The organism is Kitasatospora sp. NPDC043949 (assembly GCF_056435365.1).
In genome coordinates, this window is the sequence record NZ_JBWKEQ010000025.1 from 1 (window position 1) to 15,340 (window position 15,340).

A 15,340-nucleotide genomic window follows, 5' to 3' on the forward strand; every position below is an offset into this window, starting at 1 on the left:
CCCCCCCCCCCCCCCCCCCCCCCCCCCCCCCCCCCCCCCCCCCCCCCCCCCCCCCCCCCCCCCCCCCCCCCCCCCCCCCCCCCGCCGCCGTTTCGGGCCTCGGTCACTGCTGGGGGGGGGGCGGTTTACCGCTCGGCCCACTCGACCAGTTCGATCACGACCCCGTTCGGGTCGGTGACCTGGAACAGCTTCTCGCCCCACGGCTCCTCGCGCAGCGGCAGGGTGATCTCGACCCCTTCGCCGCGCAGCCGCCGCTCCTCGCCGGCGAGGTCCTCGACGACGAACGCCAGGATGACGCCGGTCGCGGTCCGGTCGCGCTGGTCCTCGGGCAGCACCTCCAGGCCGCGTCGCAGGCAGACGACGCCGACCCCGCCGCCGGGGTGCTGGAGCGAGACGAAGCCGTCGGCCGACATCTCCTCGGTGTAGCCGAAGTGCCGCTGGAGGAAGGCGGCGGAGGCGGTGGCGTCCTCGACGGTCAGGGCGAGGGTGGTGGTGGTGATCTGCATGGCGGAGCCCTCTCGTCGGCGCGAGCGCGCGGTTATCCCGTACGCTGTACACTATACATAGTACGGAGAATCACGCGAGGGGTGTCCGCCCTGGGGTCGGACGCGGGGGAAGGGCGTGGGGAAAAGCCGTGGGGAAAAGCCGTGGGGAGGCTCCCTGGTGGGAGCCTCCCCACGGCTCGGTGCGGTGCGTCAGGTGCGGGGTGTCAGTAGACGCAGGGGATGCCGCCGTCGCTCTGGGCGTCGACCGACGGGCCCTGTACGGGCAGGTTGGCCGCCGGGTCGGACGGGGCCCCGGTCGCGCCGCCGCCCGGCGCTGCGGCGCCGGTCTTGTCGTCGGTCGCGCCGGTGAAGCCGGTGCCGAGGGTGACGACCACCCGGTCGGCGGGGGCCGACGCGGACTCCGTGGCGGTGACGCCGTAGCGGGCGGCGATCTGGTCGGCCGCCTCCTTGGCGCCCTTGCCGTAGGCCACGGTGGTGGTCTTGGGCTTCGCGGCGGCGCTGCCGGTCTTGCCCGCCTTGAAGCCCATCGCGACCAGGGCCTTGGATTCGGCGGTGGAGGAGACCCCGGCGGCCGTGGAGGCGTTGAAGACGTCCACGGTGGTGGGGGCGGCGGCCTTGGTGGTGGGCGGCGCGGTCGTGGCCGGAGCGGAGGGGGCCGCCGGGGCGGGCGTGTCGCCCGCCGCGTCGGGGGCGGCCGGCGCGGAGTCGGCGTAGCCGAAGATCTGCTTGACGACCTTCTGGAGCTTCGCGGGGGTGACCAGGTTGACGTCCTGGCCGTTGCGGGTGCCGAAGCCGTCGAAGGTCAGGGTGTTGAACTCGACGTTGCCGCCGGTGAGGTTGGGGGCCTGCTGGGCGAAGTCGAGGACGTTCCACTCGTTGTCGATGACCAGGTCCTTCTGCACCACGCCGAACAGCTGCTGCAGCTTGCCGAGGTCGCTGATGACGCCGTCCTGCTTGAGCTTGTGCACGACGGAGGAGATGAAGGCCTGCTGGCGGTGGGTGCGGGCGAAGTCGCCGCTGTTGCCGTCCGGGCCGTCCAGGTTGTGGCGCTGGCGGACGAAGGAGAGCGCCTGGGAGGCGTTGAGCTTGTTGATGCCCTTGTGGAAGTCGGCACCGGAGCCCTGGCCCTCCATGGCCGGGTCCTTGGTGTCGTGGGTGAGGCAGACCTCGATCGGCTCGACGGCCTTGGCGATGTCGTAGAAGCCCATCAGGTTGACTTCGGCTATGTGGTCGACGGGCTGGTCGAGGAACTTCTGCACGGTCTGGATGGTGGCCGCCCGGCCGGCGTCGCGGCCGGCCTTCTCCAGGTCCGCGCCCTTGAGCCCCTTCGCCTGGAGGGCCGGGGTGGCCTTCTCCTTGGCCTCGCCGTAGGCCTCCTTGATCTTGCGCATGCCGGCCTGCTTGCCGTCCCCGGTGTAGGTCATGACGTAGTCGTCACGGGGGATGGAGACGGCCTGCGCCTTGCCGCCGCCGGCGGGGATGTGCAGCAGGATCAGGGAGTTGGTGTTGTAGCCGCCGATGTCGGAGCTGTGGCCGGCGTGCAGTTCGTCCTGGACGAACTCCGGCGGCAGGTCCGTCCCGTCCATGTTCTTGCGGCTGTCGAGGCCGATCAGCAGGATGTTGACGGAGTTGTCGAGGTGCTTGGGCGCGTTCTTCTTGGTCTCGGCGATGGCGTTGGAGGTGGTCATCCCGTCGGTGAGGGACGTCACCTCGTACCAGACCACCCCGCTGGCGCCGAACACCGCCAGGGCGACCGAGCAGGCCAGCGTCCGGCCCGCGATCAGCAGGGGGGAGATGCGGCGGGTCGGGGGCGCGGCGGCGCGGCCCCCGTCCCGGGTCTGCGGGTTCTCAGCCATGGTCCCTCCTCCGGTCCCGGACCAGCCGGACCACGATCACCAGGGCGGCCGCTGCGGCGGCCGCGGCCATCACGGGAAAGTCGTGGACCACCCACTTCGCGGAGCCGGTGGCCAGGTTCTTGCCCCGGTAGGCGTCGCCGTTGGCCAGCAGTTCCGCGCCGGCCGTCACCCCCAGGACCAGCAGCGGAGTGGAGGCGAGGACCCACCACCAGCCATTGCGGCTGCTGAGTGCGGCCGCCAGGCCGGTGCCGAGCACGGCGCCCACCAGGAAGGCCGTCCCCATGCCGGGGCCGGAGAGTTCGTCGATCCCGGCGCCCACCGCCGGCAGCCCCACGGCCAGGGCCACGGGCAGGGCCGCTCCGCCGGGGAAGGGGCGGACGGGGGCCTTGTTCGCCCGCCGACGGGCTCCCTGGTCGGAGGTGCGCCCCGGTGCCCGCCGGTCGGGTGTCCGCCCCGGTGACCGCTGGTCGGCCGTCCGTTGGTCGGTCGTCCGCGCCTGCGTCTCCTGGCCTGGCGTTCGCCCGCGTGCCTCCTGGTTGGACGTCCGTCCTCGCCGCCCCGCCACGCACTCACCCCCGGTGTTCCCGTGCCTTGCGCCCCTGTGGCGCCTGCGCCCGGTCCTCGTGTGATGAGCCGTTGTGCGCTGCCACTTCTGGACGCTGCTGTTCGGCCGGCCGGTTCCCGCGCTCGGCTTCCGTGTTCCGGTCGGGGGCAGGCGTGCTGTTGAATTCCCTCTACACGGGTGTAGAGGTTGTAGGCAGCATAGAGCACCCTTGTTCGATGGCAACCCGGCTCAGGCGGGCTCGGGAGACACTACACCGGGCAGTTTTCGAGAGTCCCGGTAGATGAGGAGTGACGCCGTGGCGGCGACGGGCGGAGCGGGACGGCCGGAGAAGCGCAAGGCGATCACGCGGGCCGCGACGGCGGTGTTCGGGCGCGAGGGATACGTCCGGGCCAGCATGGACGCGATCGCGGCGGAGGCCGGGGTGTCCAAGCGCACGGTCTACAACCACTTCGCCGACAAGGAGACCCTCTTCCTCTCCGTCGCACTCCAGAACTCGGCCGAACTGACCGAGGTCATGCGCGAGTTGATGGACAAGCACCTCGACCGGGTGGTGGACCTGCGCCAGGGCCTCACCGACTTCGCGGTCGAACGGGCCCGGGCCGTCCTCTCGGCCGGGGACCGCGGCGCGCTCGGCCGGGCCATCCGCGCCGAGGTCGCCAACATCCCGGCCGACGTCCTGGAGGCGTGGCTGGAGGCCGGCCCGATCGCCTCGCAGCGCGACCTCGCGCAGCGGTTCGAGGCGATCGCGGACCGAGGCCTGCTGGCCGTCGACGACGCCCCGCAGACCGCCGAGCAGTTCACGCTGCTGACCTTCCACGGCGTCGCCGAGCGCTCGTTCTGGGGCGCCCTGCCGGTGGCGGACGAGGAACTCGCCCGGATCGCGGCGCTCGGTGTCGACGCCTTCCTGCGGATCCACCGGGTGCCTGTGGCGCGGTGACGGCGCGGGTGCCTGCGGCGCGTTGACGGCGGACGCCGGAGCGTGAGACGCCCGCAGCGCGGTGACGGCGGACGCCTGACCGTGACACGCCGTCGGGGAGGGGTTCGGCGGCGTGTCACGGGGCCCACTCGTGGGCGAGCAGGTCGAGGACCGGCTCGCCGACGAACCCCTCCGCCGGCCCAGGGGTGGCTCGGGCGGAGGGTGGTGGGCGCGGACCGGTCCGCCCGCCGGAGTCGGCGAACGGACCGGGGACGGGCCGGGTCCGACGATTCGCGCCCCGGGCGGGAACCGTCGGACCCCTCTCGGGGAGCCGTCAGCCGATCTTCCAGCGCTGGGCCGGGTCGCTGCCGTTGCAGGACGTCACCGAGGTGAGCTGGGCGACGCCGTTGGACTTGAGGCACTGGCCGGTGGCCGCGTTCTGGATCAGGTACCAGCCGCGGTCCTCGCTGGTGCGGATCCACTTCTGGTTGGCCGGCAGCCAGTCGCCGGCCGGGCGGTTGAGGCCGTCCCAGCCGCCGGGGGTGTCCCAGAGCTGGACGGCGCCCGAGCCGGTGTCGAGGTCGACGACCTTGCCGGCCGAGCCGTGCGAGATGGCGGTGGTGCCGTCGCAGTAGCCCCAGAACGACCAGGTCTGCGCGGGGCTCTGGTTGCCCTGGTAGACGCCGATCCGCTGGCCGTTGGTCTCCGTGTTGGCCGGCAGGTCGAGGACGCCGGTGGCGCCGTTGTAGACGGCGGTGACGGTCTGCAGGTTCGGCGCCAGCTCGCAGCCGGCGGCGTGCGCGGCCGGGGCGGTGACCACGGCCGCCCCCGCGACGGCCGCGACGGCGCCGAGCCCGGCGAGGAACCTGCGGGTACGGGTGACGGGTTTCATCGGGTTCTCCTTCTTGGGTGTGGTGGATCCGGGTGTGGTCGAGGTGCGGCGTCAGCCGCGCGGGACCTGGAGGGCGTCCCACTGCTTGGGGCCGGGGACTCCGTCGGCGTCGCTGCCGGAGTCACCCAGCTTGTGCTGCCAGTTGCGGAAGGATTCGAGGTCCGCCCCGGACCACTCGGGGCCGGGGCCCTCGGCGTAGGCGGAGCAGCCCTCGGCGACCAGGCGCTCTCCCATCCGGGTGATGACGTCGCTCTTCTGGCCGTCCTGGAAGAAGTCGGCGCCGGGGAAGGGCTCGTAGCCGCCCTCGCCCCCGCCTCCGTCCCCGCTGCTGTCGGCCTGGGGCCGGGCGCCGCCGTTCGGCTGGTCGGCGGCGGAGGCCTCCTGCCCGAAGTAGACGGCCCCCTGGCGGTCCCGCCACTGCGGGTCGGCGAGGATGACGCCGTCGGCGAAGTCCGGGACGCCGTACCCGTACACCCAACTCGACTTGCGGTCACGGGTCTTGAGGTAGACGCCGTCGCCCTCGGAGCTGCCGTCGTCGTTGGTGTTGCCCTCGACGGTGGTGATGGTGGAGCTGGTGTAGGCGACGCAGATGCCGGTGTGGCTGCCGCCGCCGGGGCCGTAGAACACCTGGCCGCCGATCACCGGGTAGTCGGTGAAGCGGTCGCGGTCCCTGAACCAGGCGACGCCCTCGGCGCAGGAGGCCGTCACCGGGAACAGCCCGGCGTTGCCGGACTGCTGGGCGCACCAGGCGACGAAGGTCGCGCACCAGGCCTCGCCCTGGGACCACTCCAGGCCGGGGACGGCCGGGGAGTACTTCTGGATGTTGTTCCAGTGCGAGCCGCTGCGGCCCTCCTGGTATCCGACCTCGTCTCGGGCGACGCGGATCAGGTCCGCCGCGTTCGAGGACATGAGGGTGGCTCCTTGCTTGCTGTGGCTGCTGTGGCTGCTGTGACGGCTGAGGGGACGGGGAGGTCAGGCCTGGGCGAAGGTCTGGACGTAGCGGCCCCAGTTGCCGCGCTGGCGGGGGGTGTAGCCGATGCCGATGGAGGTGAAGTCGCGGCCCAGGATGTTGTCGCGGTGGTGCGGGCTGTTCATCCACATCTGCATGGCCTCCGCCACGCTGTTGCCCGGGGTGACGTTCTCGGCGGCCGAGCGGAACTGGAAGCCGGCGGCGTGGATGCGGTCCCACGGGTTGCTGCCGTCGGTGCCGTCGTGCTGGGTGAGGTCGTGGGACGCCATGTCGTTGGCGTGCCGCTGGGCGGCGGCGCTCAGGCGGTCGTCGAGCCGCAGCGGCTGGAGGCCGGCCCGGCCGCGCTCCGTGTTGACGGAGGCCAGCATCTCGGTGCGGAAGTCGCCGCCGGGCTGCGGCTGCGGCTGGGGCTGGGGCTGCTGCTGGCCGCCGGCGCTGCCGTTCTGGCCGCCGGCCGGGATGAGCTGCCAGCGCTGCGCCGGGTTGTTGTCGTCCTGCTTGGTGAGGGTGAGCGGGGCGCCGGGGGCGGCCGCGGTGAGGAACAGCTGGCCCTCGTCGCCGCGGACGGTCCGGACCCGGAACCAGTCGTTGTCGATGACGTCCAGCACCCAGCGCTGGTTGGGCTGCCCGTGCTCGTTGAACAGCCAGGTCTGGCCGGTGGAGTAGTTGTAGTCGATGACGACGGCCTGGCCGGGGGCGTGCCTGCCGTTGGTGAGCTGGGTCTCCAGGAGCCAGCTGCCGCCGTCCTTGGCCCAGAAGACCCAGCCCTGGGCGGTGGTGCCGTTGGGGCCCCAGGACTGGACCGGGGTGCCCGGGCTGCTCTGGCTGGAGCGCACGTCGGCGACCGTTCCGTTCGCGGACTTGAGGGTCCAGACCTGGCCGTTCTGCGGGAGCGTGGGCATGAGTGGCGCCTATCTTCGATGGGAGTGGCCCCGGCTCCGCACTGGTGCGGTCCGCGACCTGACGAGAGAGAAGATCGCGGACCGCGGTAGACAAGTGATCAACAAGGGGGGCGGCCCCCGGGCCCAGGGCCTGCCAGGTCTCGTCCGGCCCGCCGAGATCGGCCGGGACCTAGGGCTGCGGCAGGCCGTCCAGCAGGGCCCTGGTCCGCTCGGCGTCCTCGCCGAGTCCGAGCCGCTCGTACACCTCCAGCGCGTCCGCGAGGCAGGCGCGGGCCTGGCGGGGGCGGCCGAGGCCGGTGAGCGCGGTGCCCAGGGTGCGCAGCAGCGCGGCCTCCAGGGCGGCGCTGGTGCGGCGGGCGAGCGGCAGCGCCGCCTCGGCGGCGTCGGCGGCGAGCAGCCAGCGCTCGGCCTCGGCGTGGATCCGGGCGGCGAGGTCGCCCGCCGCCGCCGCGAACACCGTCACCTGGAGGGCGGCGAACTCGTCGCGGGCGCCGGCCGCGTGGGCGAGCGCCGCCTCCGGGTCGCCGCACAGGCGCAGGACCCGGGCCAGGTAGTAGCGGCCGGTGGCAGCGGACACCGGGCCGGAGCCGCTCATCAGGCGGGCGCCGCGCTCGGCGGCGTCCCGGGCCTCGGCCAGCCGGCCGGTCTGGGCGCAGCTGAACGCGAACTCGCCGAGGGCGCTGCCCTCGGAGCGTTCGGCGCCGAGGCGGCGGAACAGGTCGGCGGCGCGGCCGGCGTGTCGGGCGGCGTCGGCGTAGCGGCCGTGGACGCGGGCGTTGCCGCCGAGGGTGAGCAGGGCCTTGGCGAGGACGCGGACCTTCGGGCCGTCGCCGCTGCCCCCGTTGCCGCCGTCGTCGTCCTGGCAGAGCGCGACGGCCTGGCGGATGTCCTGCTCGGACTCGGCGTAGCGGTTGATGTGCCAGAGCATGCCGCCGCGCACGTAGCGGGCGAGGGCGAGCGGGCCGTGGTCGCCGCGGGCGGCGGCCTCGCGGGCGATGCGGTCGGAGAGGTCGGCGATGTCGCGGGTCTGGGTGCGTTCGGCGAGTACGGAGCCCATCCGGTCGGCGAGTTCGGCCGCCCGGTCGAGCGGCAGCGCCGCGTCGGCGCAGCTCAGGGCGATGGCGGAGGCGTGCACGCCGGCCTGTTCGCGCATCCAGCGGACGGCGGCGGGCCCGTCCGTGATCGTCTTGCCGGGGGAGCGGACGGGTGCGTCGAGCAGGCTGAGTTCGACCGGGTCGGCCTTGCGGGCGGCGCGGTCGGCGTTGCGGGCGGTGGCCAGGCAGTAGTCGACCAGCCGGTCGGCGGCGGCGGTGTGTTCGGCGGCGGGCTCCTCGGCGGCGAGCCGGCCGCGGGCGTAGTCGCGGACCAGGTCGTGGAAGCCGTAGCGGCCGAAGCGGGGGGAGTGCAGCAGGTTGAGGTCGACGAGCGCTTCGAGGAGTTCGTCGGTCTCGGCTTCGGTGCGGCCGAGCAGCGCGGCCGCGCAGGGCAGCGGGACGTCCGGGGCGTCGGGCAGGGACAGCAGGCGGAAGGCGCGGGCGAGTTCGGCGTCGAGGCGGTGGTAGGAGAGGGCGAAGGTGGCCTCCACGGTCCGTTCGCCGTCGCTGAGTTCGGCCAGCCGGTGTTCCCGGCGCAGCCCGTCGGCGAGCGCGGCCAGGGTGAGCGCGGGGTCGGCGGCGAGCCGGGAGGCGACGATGCGCACGGCGAGCGGCAGCAGTCCGCAGGCCCGCACGATCTCCTCGGCGGCCCCGGGTTCGGCGTCGACGCGGTCGGCGCCGATGATCCGGGTCAGCAGTTCCAGTGCCTCGGCGGGCGGCAGGGTGTCCAGGCGCATCTGGTGCGCCCCGGCGAGGCCGGCCAGCCGGACGCGGCTGGTGACCAGGACGGCGCAGCCGGACGAGCCGGGCAGCAGTGGTTCGACCTGGCCGAGGGTGGCGGCGTTGTCGAGGACGACGAGGACCCGCCGCCCGGCCAGTGCCGAGCGGTAGAGGGCGGAGCGCTCCCCGGTGTCGAGCGGGATCTCGGCGGCGGCCACGCCGAGGGCGCGCAGGAAGCCGGCGAGCACCGCGCCCGGGTCCAGCGGGGTGCGGTCGGCGCCGCGCAGGTCGGCGAAGAGCCGCCCGTCGGGGAAGCGTCCGTGGGCCTGTCGGGCGACGTGCACAGCGAGTGTGGTCTTGCCGACCCCGCCCATGCCGTCCAGGGCGGAGACCACGACGGCTCGCCCGCCGGCCCCGGCGAGGCGGTCCACCAGGGTCTCGACCTCCTCGGTGCGGCCGGTGAAGTCGGCCAGGCCGTCGGGCAGTTGGTCGGGCGGCTGCCAGGCGGCGGCGGGTTCGGCGCGGACGGAGGCGGAGGCGGCGGGGGCGGGCAGCAGGGACGGGTCCTCGCGCAGGATCCGCAGGTGCAGTGCGGCGGGGCCGTCCTCGGCCGTCGGAGCGGCGGCGGCGGCCGTCGGCGGCCGGCGGGTGTCCTCGTGCCGGGTGGGCCCGTCCCCGCCGGACGGCAGTCGGCGGCGGGCGTCCTCGTACACGGCGAGCGCCTCGGCCTTGCGGCCCGCCTGGTAGAGGGCGCGCATCAGGACGGCGGTCAGCCGGGGCCGTTCGGGGTGTTCCAGGGCGAGTGCGGCGGCCTCGGCCGTCAGACCGGTGTGGTCGCCGATCTCCGCGTCCAGCTCCAGCCGCGTCTCCTTGGCGTGAAGTCGCTGTTCGGCGAGGCGGGAGCGGACGGCCTCGGCGTGCGGCCCCGGCAACCCGGCCAGCGGTTCGCCGACCCACAGCCGCTGCGCGGCCAGCAGGACCTCCCGGACCTCCTGCGGCGGGGCCTGCTCGCCGCGCAGCCGTCCGGCCGTGGCCAGCAGTTCCTCCCAGCGGGCCGCGTCCACCTCCGCGTCCGGCACCCGCAGCGCGTACCCGTCGCCGACCCGCACCAGCGGCATCCGCTGCGGATCCGGCCCGGTGTACGGCTTGAAGGCCGAACGCAGCCGGGAGACGGCCAGCTGGACGGCCTTGCGGGGGTCGGCCGGTGCGGCCCCGCCCCACACCCCCTCCACCAGCACCGGCGTCGCCACCGTCCGTCCGGCGGCGTCCAGCAGCACCGCCAGGACGGCCCGCTGCTGCGGTCGGCCCAGTTCGATCTCCCGCTCCCCGTGCCAGGCGCGCAGTGGTCCCAGCAGTCCGAACCGCAGCCCGGACGCCCCGATGTCAACCATGTCCCGTCCCCGAATGTCGTCCGGTGCCCGGATCACGCCACTTCCGTACGGACGGCGGCGCCCCCTGATCCGGTCACCTATGCTCTGTCACGGATTGTGTACTTGAACTCATGGCTTCGAGGGGTGGGGGCATGGGGCTCGAATTCCGTGTTCTGGGGCCGCTGCGGGCCCGGTGCGACGGCCACGAGATCGATCTCGGTCGGCCGCAGCAGCGGGCCGTGCTGGCCGCCCTGCTGCTTGCCCCGGGCCAGCTCGTGCCCACTGAACGGCTGGTCGAGGGCTTGTGGGGCGAGGATGTCGCCCGTTGGCCCAAGGCCCCGGCCGGCCAGATCGGCACCCACGCGCACCGGCTGCGCCGTGCCCTCGCGGCCCCCGGCCTGCTGGTCGCCACCGCCGGTGGCTACCGGTTGGAGGTCGACCGGGCCGCCGTCGACCTGTTCCGCTACGAGGCCGGGGTGGGTGAGGCCGTCACGCTGCGCTACGACGACCCGGTGCGGGCCCGGGAACTGCTCGCCGGCGCGCTCGCGCTGTGGGAGGGGCGTGCGCTGGACGGCGTGCCCGGCGGTTTCGCCGAACGCGCCCGCGAACGGCTCGCCGCCGGTCACCATGCCGCCGTCAAGGTGCTGCACGACCTGGACCTGGCGCTCGGCCGGCACGCCGAGGCGCTGCCCGCGCTGGACGCGCTCGCCGCCGCACACCCGCGCGACGAGGAGGTGCAGCGCCTCCACCTGCTGGCCCTGCACCGCTGCGGGCGGACGGCCGAGGCGCTGGCCGCCTTCGAGGCGCTGCGCGAACGGCTGGACCGCGAGCTGGGGCTCGAACCGGCACCGGCGGTCGCGGACCTGCACGCCCGCATCCGGAGAGGGGACGCCGAGCTCGCGGCGCCGTCCGCCCCGGTACCGCCGTGCCGGCCCGCCCGGCCCTGCCAGCTGCCGCCGGACATCCCCGACCTGGTCGGGCGGGCGGCCCAGGTGCGGGAGGCCGAGCGGATCCTGCGGTCCGGTGCCGGTGCCGGTGCCGGCGGTGATGTCGACGGCGGTGATGCCGGGGCCTCGCCGGTGCTCGGCCTGTCCGGGCCGGCCGGCAGCGGCACCTCCGCGCTCGCGGTGCACCTGGCGCACACCGTCCAGGACGCCTTCCCGGACGGGCAGCTGTACGCGGCCGGCGGGACGGCGGAGCCGGGAGCGGTGCTGGCCGCTTTCCTGCGGGCCCTGGGGGAGCGGCCCGTCGAGGACGCCGGTGTCGGCGAACTGGGCGTGCGCTACCGGGCCGCGCTCGCCGGACGGCGGGTGCTGGTCGTGCTCGACGGCGTCACCGACCCGGCGCCGCTGCTGCCCGCGGTGGCGGGCTGCGCGGCCGTCGTGGCCGGCGCCGAACCGGGCGCCCTGCCCGCCGACGCGGCCCGGCTGGCCGTCGGCCCGCTGGAGCCGCAGGACGCGTACGAGCTACTGGCCCGGGTCGTCGGCGCCGAGCGGATCCGCCGGGAGCCGGGCCCGGCCGCCGAGGTCGCCGAGCTCTGCGGCTACCTGCCCGTACTCCTGCGGTCGGTGGCGGCGCGCCTCGCGGCCCGCCCGCAGTGGTCCGTCGCCGACCTGGTCCGCTGGCTCGCCGAACGGGGCGCCTGAGCGGCGCTCCGGGCCGGTGCGGTGGTCAGTAGAGGTCCGAGGACATCGCCCACATGCGGATGTCGTTGGTGGGCGTGGTGACGATGGGGACCTCGCCGTCACCCCAGTAGATGGCGACGCCGCCGAGCCTCTTCACCACCAGCCGGGCGCCCGGGTGCCCGTACGTGCCGGAGGACCAGCAGACGCCCCCGGAGGCGGAGTAGACGACCAGGTTGCCGTCGGACTGCATGACCGCCTTGTACCCGCAGTGGTTCACGTGGGTGCCGGAGTTCCAGACGGCCAGCGGGTTCGGGGTGTTGTACCCGCGGTAGACGACCAGGTTGCCGTCGGACTGCATGATCAGCCGGGAGTTCTCGGAGTCGACGTGCCAGCCCGGGTAGAGCGGCTCGTCGTTCCAGAGCGTGTGGGTCGTCGGGTCGTACGCCGCCTGCGCGGTGCCGGCCCCCAGCATCGTCCCCGTCAGCGCCAGCGCCGTGGCCGCCACCCCGACGGCCATGCGTCGCACTGCCTTCACTGCCTTCATCCCCGGGTACCTCTTTCGTCCATATCGCGCCCGTGAAAGTTCGGGGCGCCCCGTGGGACTGACCATGGGGCAAGGCGGTAGACAAACGATGAACGATCCCGTTGATGGGCGCGGGCGGGACGGCTCAGCCCCGGTGCTCCTCGTCCTCGTGGGTGGCGGCGTGGTCGGCTCGGCGGCCTGCGGTCGGGCCGGACATCACCCGCCGGGCGTTGGCCTCGGCCTCGCGCTCGAAGCGGTCGGACGGGTCGCTGACGCTCAGCCCGGAGCCGTTGTCGGAGCCCGCCACGGGGCCCTGCCGCTGCTGGAGCACGTGGGTCAGCTCGTGGGCGAGGGTGTGCCGGTCGCCGCCGCCGTCGCCGATGACGACGTGGTTGCCGGAGGTGTAGGCGCGGGCGCCGATCTCGGCGGCGGAGCTCCGGGCGGCGCTGTCGTCGTGGATCCGGACGTCCGAGAAGTCGGCGCCCAGGCGGGCCTCCATGTCGGCGCGGGTGGCGCCGTCGAGCGAGCGGCCGCCGCTGCGCAGCACGTCGTGGACGGCGGCGGCGGAGCGCTGTACCTGGCCGGCCCGCTGGAGCCGTCGGACGACGGCGGCGTTCCCGACGGACGCCTGGAGGCCGAGCAGCGCTGGTGCTGGTGCGGGCGCGTGCGCGGGTGTCCGGGCGGTCGAGGGGGCGTGCGCCTTGTCGTCACTGTCGCTGGTCCTCATCGGCGTCCCTTCGGGTCGATGGCCGGTGAGTCCTGGATACCCCGCCCACACCCGGAGCGATAGAGATGGCGGGGGCAGCAACCCTGCCCACCGAGGGCAGTCCCGCCCGCCGGTCGGTCCCCAACGCGCGGGCAGGGCAGGGGGATCGCCGTCGAGGGCAGGGCGTGCAGGCGAGGCGGCCATGGTGGATCAGTGAAGCCGGTACTCCTCGTGCGGTGTGGCCCGGTCCCACACCGCCTCGAATGCCGACTTCACCAGTTCGACGACGGCCGGCTCGGTGCGCCATTCACGGTCGACGACCTCACCGACGCCCGAGAAGTACGTGAACAGCACCGACGACCCGTCGAACAGCCAAAGGTCGGTGCCGGGGAGTGCGATGTCGGCCGCCTTCCGGCGGGGAAGCCAACGGATCTGTTCGCCTGCTCGGACGTTCGGGAACGTCACGTCGTACTCGGACCGGATGTAGTCGGTGACCGGTTCGGAGACGATCCGGGCGCGCCTCATCACGACACCGCGCGCCGTCGTCTCGGTCACCACGTCCAGGAACGGGCGCCACCAGGACGACCGCTCGGCGGCAGGGTCAAGGCGTTTGCCCTGCTGCCATGCGATGAACTCGGGGTCGCTGGGCTGGTAGGCGTCGCGCATCTCAAGGTGTACGGCGGAAACCTTGGCCGTGGCCAGGCCCTCAAGTACCGGGTTTGTCATCGCTCCTTACTCACTGTCGGGCTTGGGGATGAACTGAAGCATGATCTTGGGAAGCCTGATGATCGTCTCGTGATCGGGCACGTCGGTGGAGTGGCCGGGGATCGAACCGATCTCCTGACATGCCTTCACTTCGTTGTCCGTGGCCTTGTAGGACTGGATCAGCGAGTCTCCGGTTTCCTCGTCCAACCAGATCGTCGGCGAGTCCGTGTCCGGGGTGTTCGGGATGATGCCGAGGAACCTCAGGGCCATTCTCACTCCCGTAGTCGAGTGGGGTGCACCGGTGTGCGTGAGCCCCACCCTTCCGGTTGATCGCCGCCAAGAGGGCGGTAGGACGTTTGCCGCCCGCTCGTTGGGCTCCAACGAGCGGGCGGGTGCGGCCTCCTCCTACGGCACCTGGCTAACGCCAGATTGCCTTGCTGGACGCCGGATGGCGTGCGTGCACCGGTCAGTGGAGCTGGAAGTCCTCGTGCGGGACCGCCCGCTCCCAGACGGCCTCGAACGCGGAGTGGGAGAGCTTCACGGGTTGCGGGTCGGTGCTGATCTCGTCGTCGACGAAGTCGCCCTCGCCGCTGAAGTGGTGGACGACGAGCAGCCGCCCGTCGATGAGCCAGAAGTCGTTTCCGGGGAGCGCCAGGTCGGTCGTCTGCTGACGGGGGAGCCACCGGACCTGCTCGCCGGAGGCGATGTTCCGGAACGTGATCTCGTGTTCGAACCGGATGTACTCGCTCACCGGCTCCGACACCACACGGGCGCGCCGGACCTCGACGCCTCGGGCGGTGGTTTCGTGGATCAGCTGCAACCACGGGTTCCACCACGACGAGCGGTCGGCCGGGTCGTCCCGGTGCCCGTCGAGCCAGCGGAGGAACAGTGGGTCGTCCCGCATGTAGCCGTCGCGCATCTCAAGGTGAAGCGCGGAGCGGGTGCAGGATCGCAGCAGGTCCTCAAGTGGGGGATCTGCGGGCATCGTTCACCTCCGGGAAGAACTGCATCGTTCGCTTGGGAGATTCGACCACGGCCTCGACCCTCCGGGCGCCGATCTTCGCGGAGACGCCCGGACAGGAAGTCCGGCGATCTGTCAGATCCGGCTCTCAGCGGCCGAGGTGAGCAGCCGCCGGGCGTCCGCGTCGTAGAGCGCGCTCGGGGCCAGTAGATCGGGAAGGTGATGGCCGGCGAGGTGGCTCGCTGGGGTCTTGTCGTATCGCGTGGCCGATACCTCGCCTGGCTTTCCGTTTGTTGATCAGACGCTCGACGGTGTCCCGTTCCCCAGAGAGGTCGGTCTCACGGGCGGCCATGTGGAACCGCCAGATCCGGGACCAGCGGCTCGGCAAACGCATCGGAGCCGACACCGGCGCTGTGCGGGGCGGAGTCGCCTTGTCCTGGCAGTGCCGGTGGCTATTCGCCGGTCACGCCGTCGGTGAGCTCTCGAACGATGTCCAGATGGCCCGCGTGGCGGGCGTACTCCTGCAGAACATGGAACAGGATCCAGCCCAGGGTGGGCCGCGTGGTGCAGTCGTCCGGGAAACGGCCGCCGGCCGCGGCGACGGTGGTCAGCGGCGTACCCGACACGACGGCTCGCGTGTACTCGCCGCCCGCGTGCAGCGCGGCAAGCAGGTCGGCGGCCGTCTCCTCCGGGCCGACGTACCAGCGGTCCGCTGGGCCGCGGTCGCCCCAGGGCGCCGAGACCTGCTCGGCCCGGAAGCCCCAGCGCAGCCAGCGCTGCTCCATGTGGACGAGGTGCTTCAGGAGTTCGAGCAGGGTCCACCCGGAAGGGAGCCGGCTGGCACGCAGCTCTGCGTCGGACATGCCCTCGATCTTGGCGCCGACCACGGACCGGTAGTAGTCGAGATAGTCCAGCAACAGCTCGCTGGGATCGGAGAGTTGCTGGTCAGGCTCGGGCAAGGAGGAAGTCATGGGTCCGATTCTGCCACTGCACGGCCCGGCACCCGGAGGGTTTTCCGTTGCCGGCGGT

Annotated in this window: 14 protein-coding genes and 1 pseudogene; 2 read left to right on the top strand and 13 right to left on the bottom strand. The window is 73.3% G+C overall.

What is annotated here, in order from left to right; genetic code table 11:
• Positions 1-125: 125 nt before the first annotated feature.
• From AC07AL_RS21130 to AC07AL_RS21140, 3 genes are all read right to left on the bottom strand, one after another.
• Positions 126-506, bottom strand: coding sequence for a VOC family protein (locus AC07AL_RS21130; protein ID WP_363630087.1), 381 nt, complete (start codon positions 504-506; stop codon positions 126-128).
• A gap of 203 nt (positions 507-709) precedes the next feature.
• The gene (locus AC07AL_RS21135) at positions 710-2,362 is read right to left on the bottom strand and encodes an LCP family protein (protein WP_478317939.1); all 1,653 of its coding nucleotides are present in this window, start codon (positions 2,360-2,362) and stop codon (positions 710-712) included.
• Positions 2,355-2,708, bottom strand: a complete 354-nt coding sequence (locus AC07AL_RS21140) for a DUF6542 domain-containing protein (RefSeq protein ID WP_363585403.1) — start codon at positions 2,706-2,708, stop codon at positions 2,355-2,357. Before AC07AL_RS21140 ends, AC07AL_RS21135 begins: the two co-directional genes overlap by 8 nt.
• A gap of 499 nt (positions 2,709-3,207) precedes the next feature.
• Between AC07AL_RS21140 and AC07AL_RS21145 the strand changes: the two genes are divergently transcribed.
• The gene (locus tag AC07AL_RS21145) at positions 3,208-3,864 is read left to right on the top strand and encodes a TetR/AcrR family transcriptional regulator (protein ID WP_363630091.1); all 657 of its coding nucleotides are present in this window, start codon (positions 3,208-3,210) and stop codon (positions 3,862-3,864) included.
• A 313-nt stretch (positions 3,865-4,177) separates the two neighbouring features.
• On the opposite strand, the gene AC07AL_RS21150 is transcribed toward AC07AL_RS21145, so the two are convergent.
• The 4 genes from AC07AL_RS21150 to AC07AL_RS21165 all read right to left on the bottom strand — a co-directional run bounded on the left by AC07AL_RS21150 (position 4,178) and on the right by AC07AL_RS21165 (position 9,812).
• Positions 4,178-4,735 (bottom strand): RICIN domain-containing protein, encoded by a 558-nt coding sequence (locus AC07AL_RS21150; protein WP_363630093.1) that lies wholly within the window; start codon positions 4,733-4,735, stop codon positions 4,178-4,180.
• A 51-nt stretch (positions 4,736-4,786) separates the two neighbouring features.
• Complete coding sequence (locus AC07AL_RS21155) at positions 4,787-5,644, bottom strand: peptidoglycan-binding protein (RefSeq protein WP_363630095.1); 858 nt, start codon at positions 5,642-5,644, stop codon at positions 4,787-4,789.
• Between the two features lie 63 nt (positions 5,645-5,707).
• Complete coding sequence (locus AC07AL_RS21160; RefSeq protein ID WP_363630097.1) at positions 5,708-6,607, bottom strand: CAP domain-containing protein; 900 nt, start codon at positions 6,605-6,607, stop codon at positions 5,708-5,710.
• Positions 6,608-6,776: 169 nt separating this feature from the next.
• Positions 6,777-9,812, bottom strand: coding sequence for an AfsR/SARP family transcriptional regulator (locus AC07AL_RS21165; RefSeq protein WP_363630099.1), 3,036 nt, complete (start codon positions 9,810-9,812; stop codon positions 6,777-6,779).
• A 131-nt stretch (positions 9,813-9,943) separates the two neighbouring features.
• Between AC07AL_RS21165 and AC07AL_RS21170 the strand changes: the two genes are divergently transcribed.
• Positions 9,944-11,437 (top strand): AfsR/SARP family transcriptional regulator, encoded by a 1,494-nt coding sequence (locus AC07AL_RS21170; RefSeq protein WP_363585397.1) that lies wholly within the window; start codon positions 9,944-9,946, stop codon positions 11,435-11,437.
• Between the two features lie 25 nt (positions 11,438-11,462).
• Here the strand turns inward: AC07AL_RS21170 and AC07AL_RS21175 are convergent, their stop codons facing one another.
• From AC07AL_RS21175 to AC07AL_RS21200, 6 genes and pseudogenes are all read right to left on the bottom strand, one after another.
• Positions 11,463-11,960, bottom strand: a complete 498-nt coding sequence (locus AC07AL_RS21175) for a hypothetical protein (protein WP_363585396.1) — start codon at positions 11,958-11,960, stop codon at positions 11,463-11,465.
• A gap of 169 nt (positions 11,961-12,129) precedes the next feature.
• A pseudogene (locus AC07AL_RS21180) lies at positions 12,130-12,666 on the bottom strand (eCIS core domain-containing protein); the annotation flags it as partial.
• 189 nt (positions 12,667-12,855) lie between these two features.
• On the bottom strand, positions 12,856-13,371 hold the full coding sequence (locus tag AC07AL_RS21185) for a DUF6879 family protein (protein WP_478317940.1): 516 nt from the start codon (positions 13,369-13,371) through the stop codon (positions 12,856-12,858).
• Positions 13,372-13,377: 6 nt separating this feature from the next.
• Entirely contained in the window at positions 13,378-13,620 is a 243-nt protein-coding gene (locus AC07AL_RS21190) for a hypothetical protein (protein ID WP_478317941.1), read from the bottom strand.
• 196 nt (positions 13,621-13,816) lie between these two features.
• Positions 13,817-14,335, bottom strand: coding sequence for a DUF6879 family protein (locus tag AC07AL_RS21195; RefSeq protein WP_363585393.1), 519 nt, complete (start codon positions 14,333-14,335; stop codon positions 13,817-13,819).
• Between the two features lie 428 nt (positions 14,336-14,763).
• Entirely contained in the window at positions 14,764-15,282 is a 519-nt protein-coding gene (locus AC07AL_RS21200; RefSeq protein WP_350877627.1) for a DinB family protein, read from the bottom strand.
• Positions 15,283-15,340 lie beyond the last annotated feature (58 nt).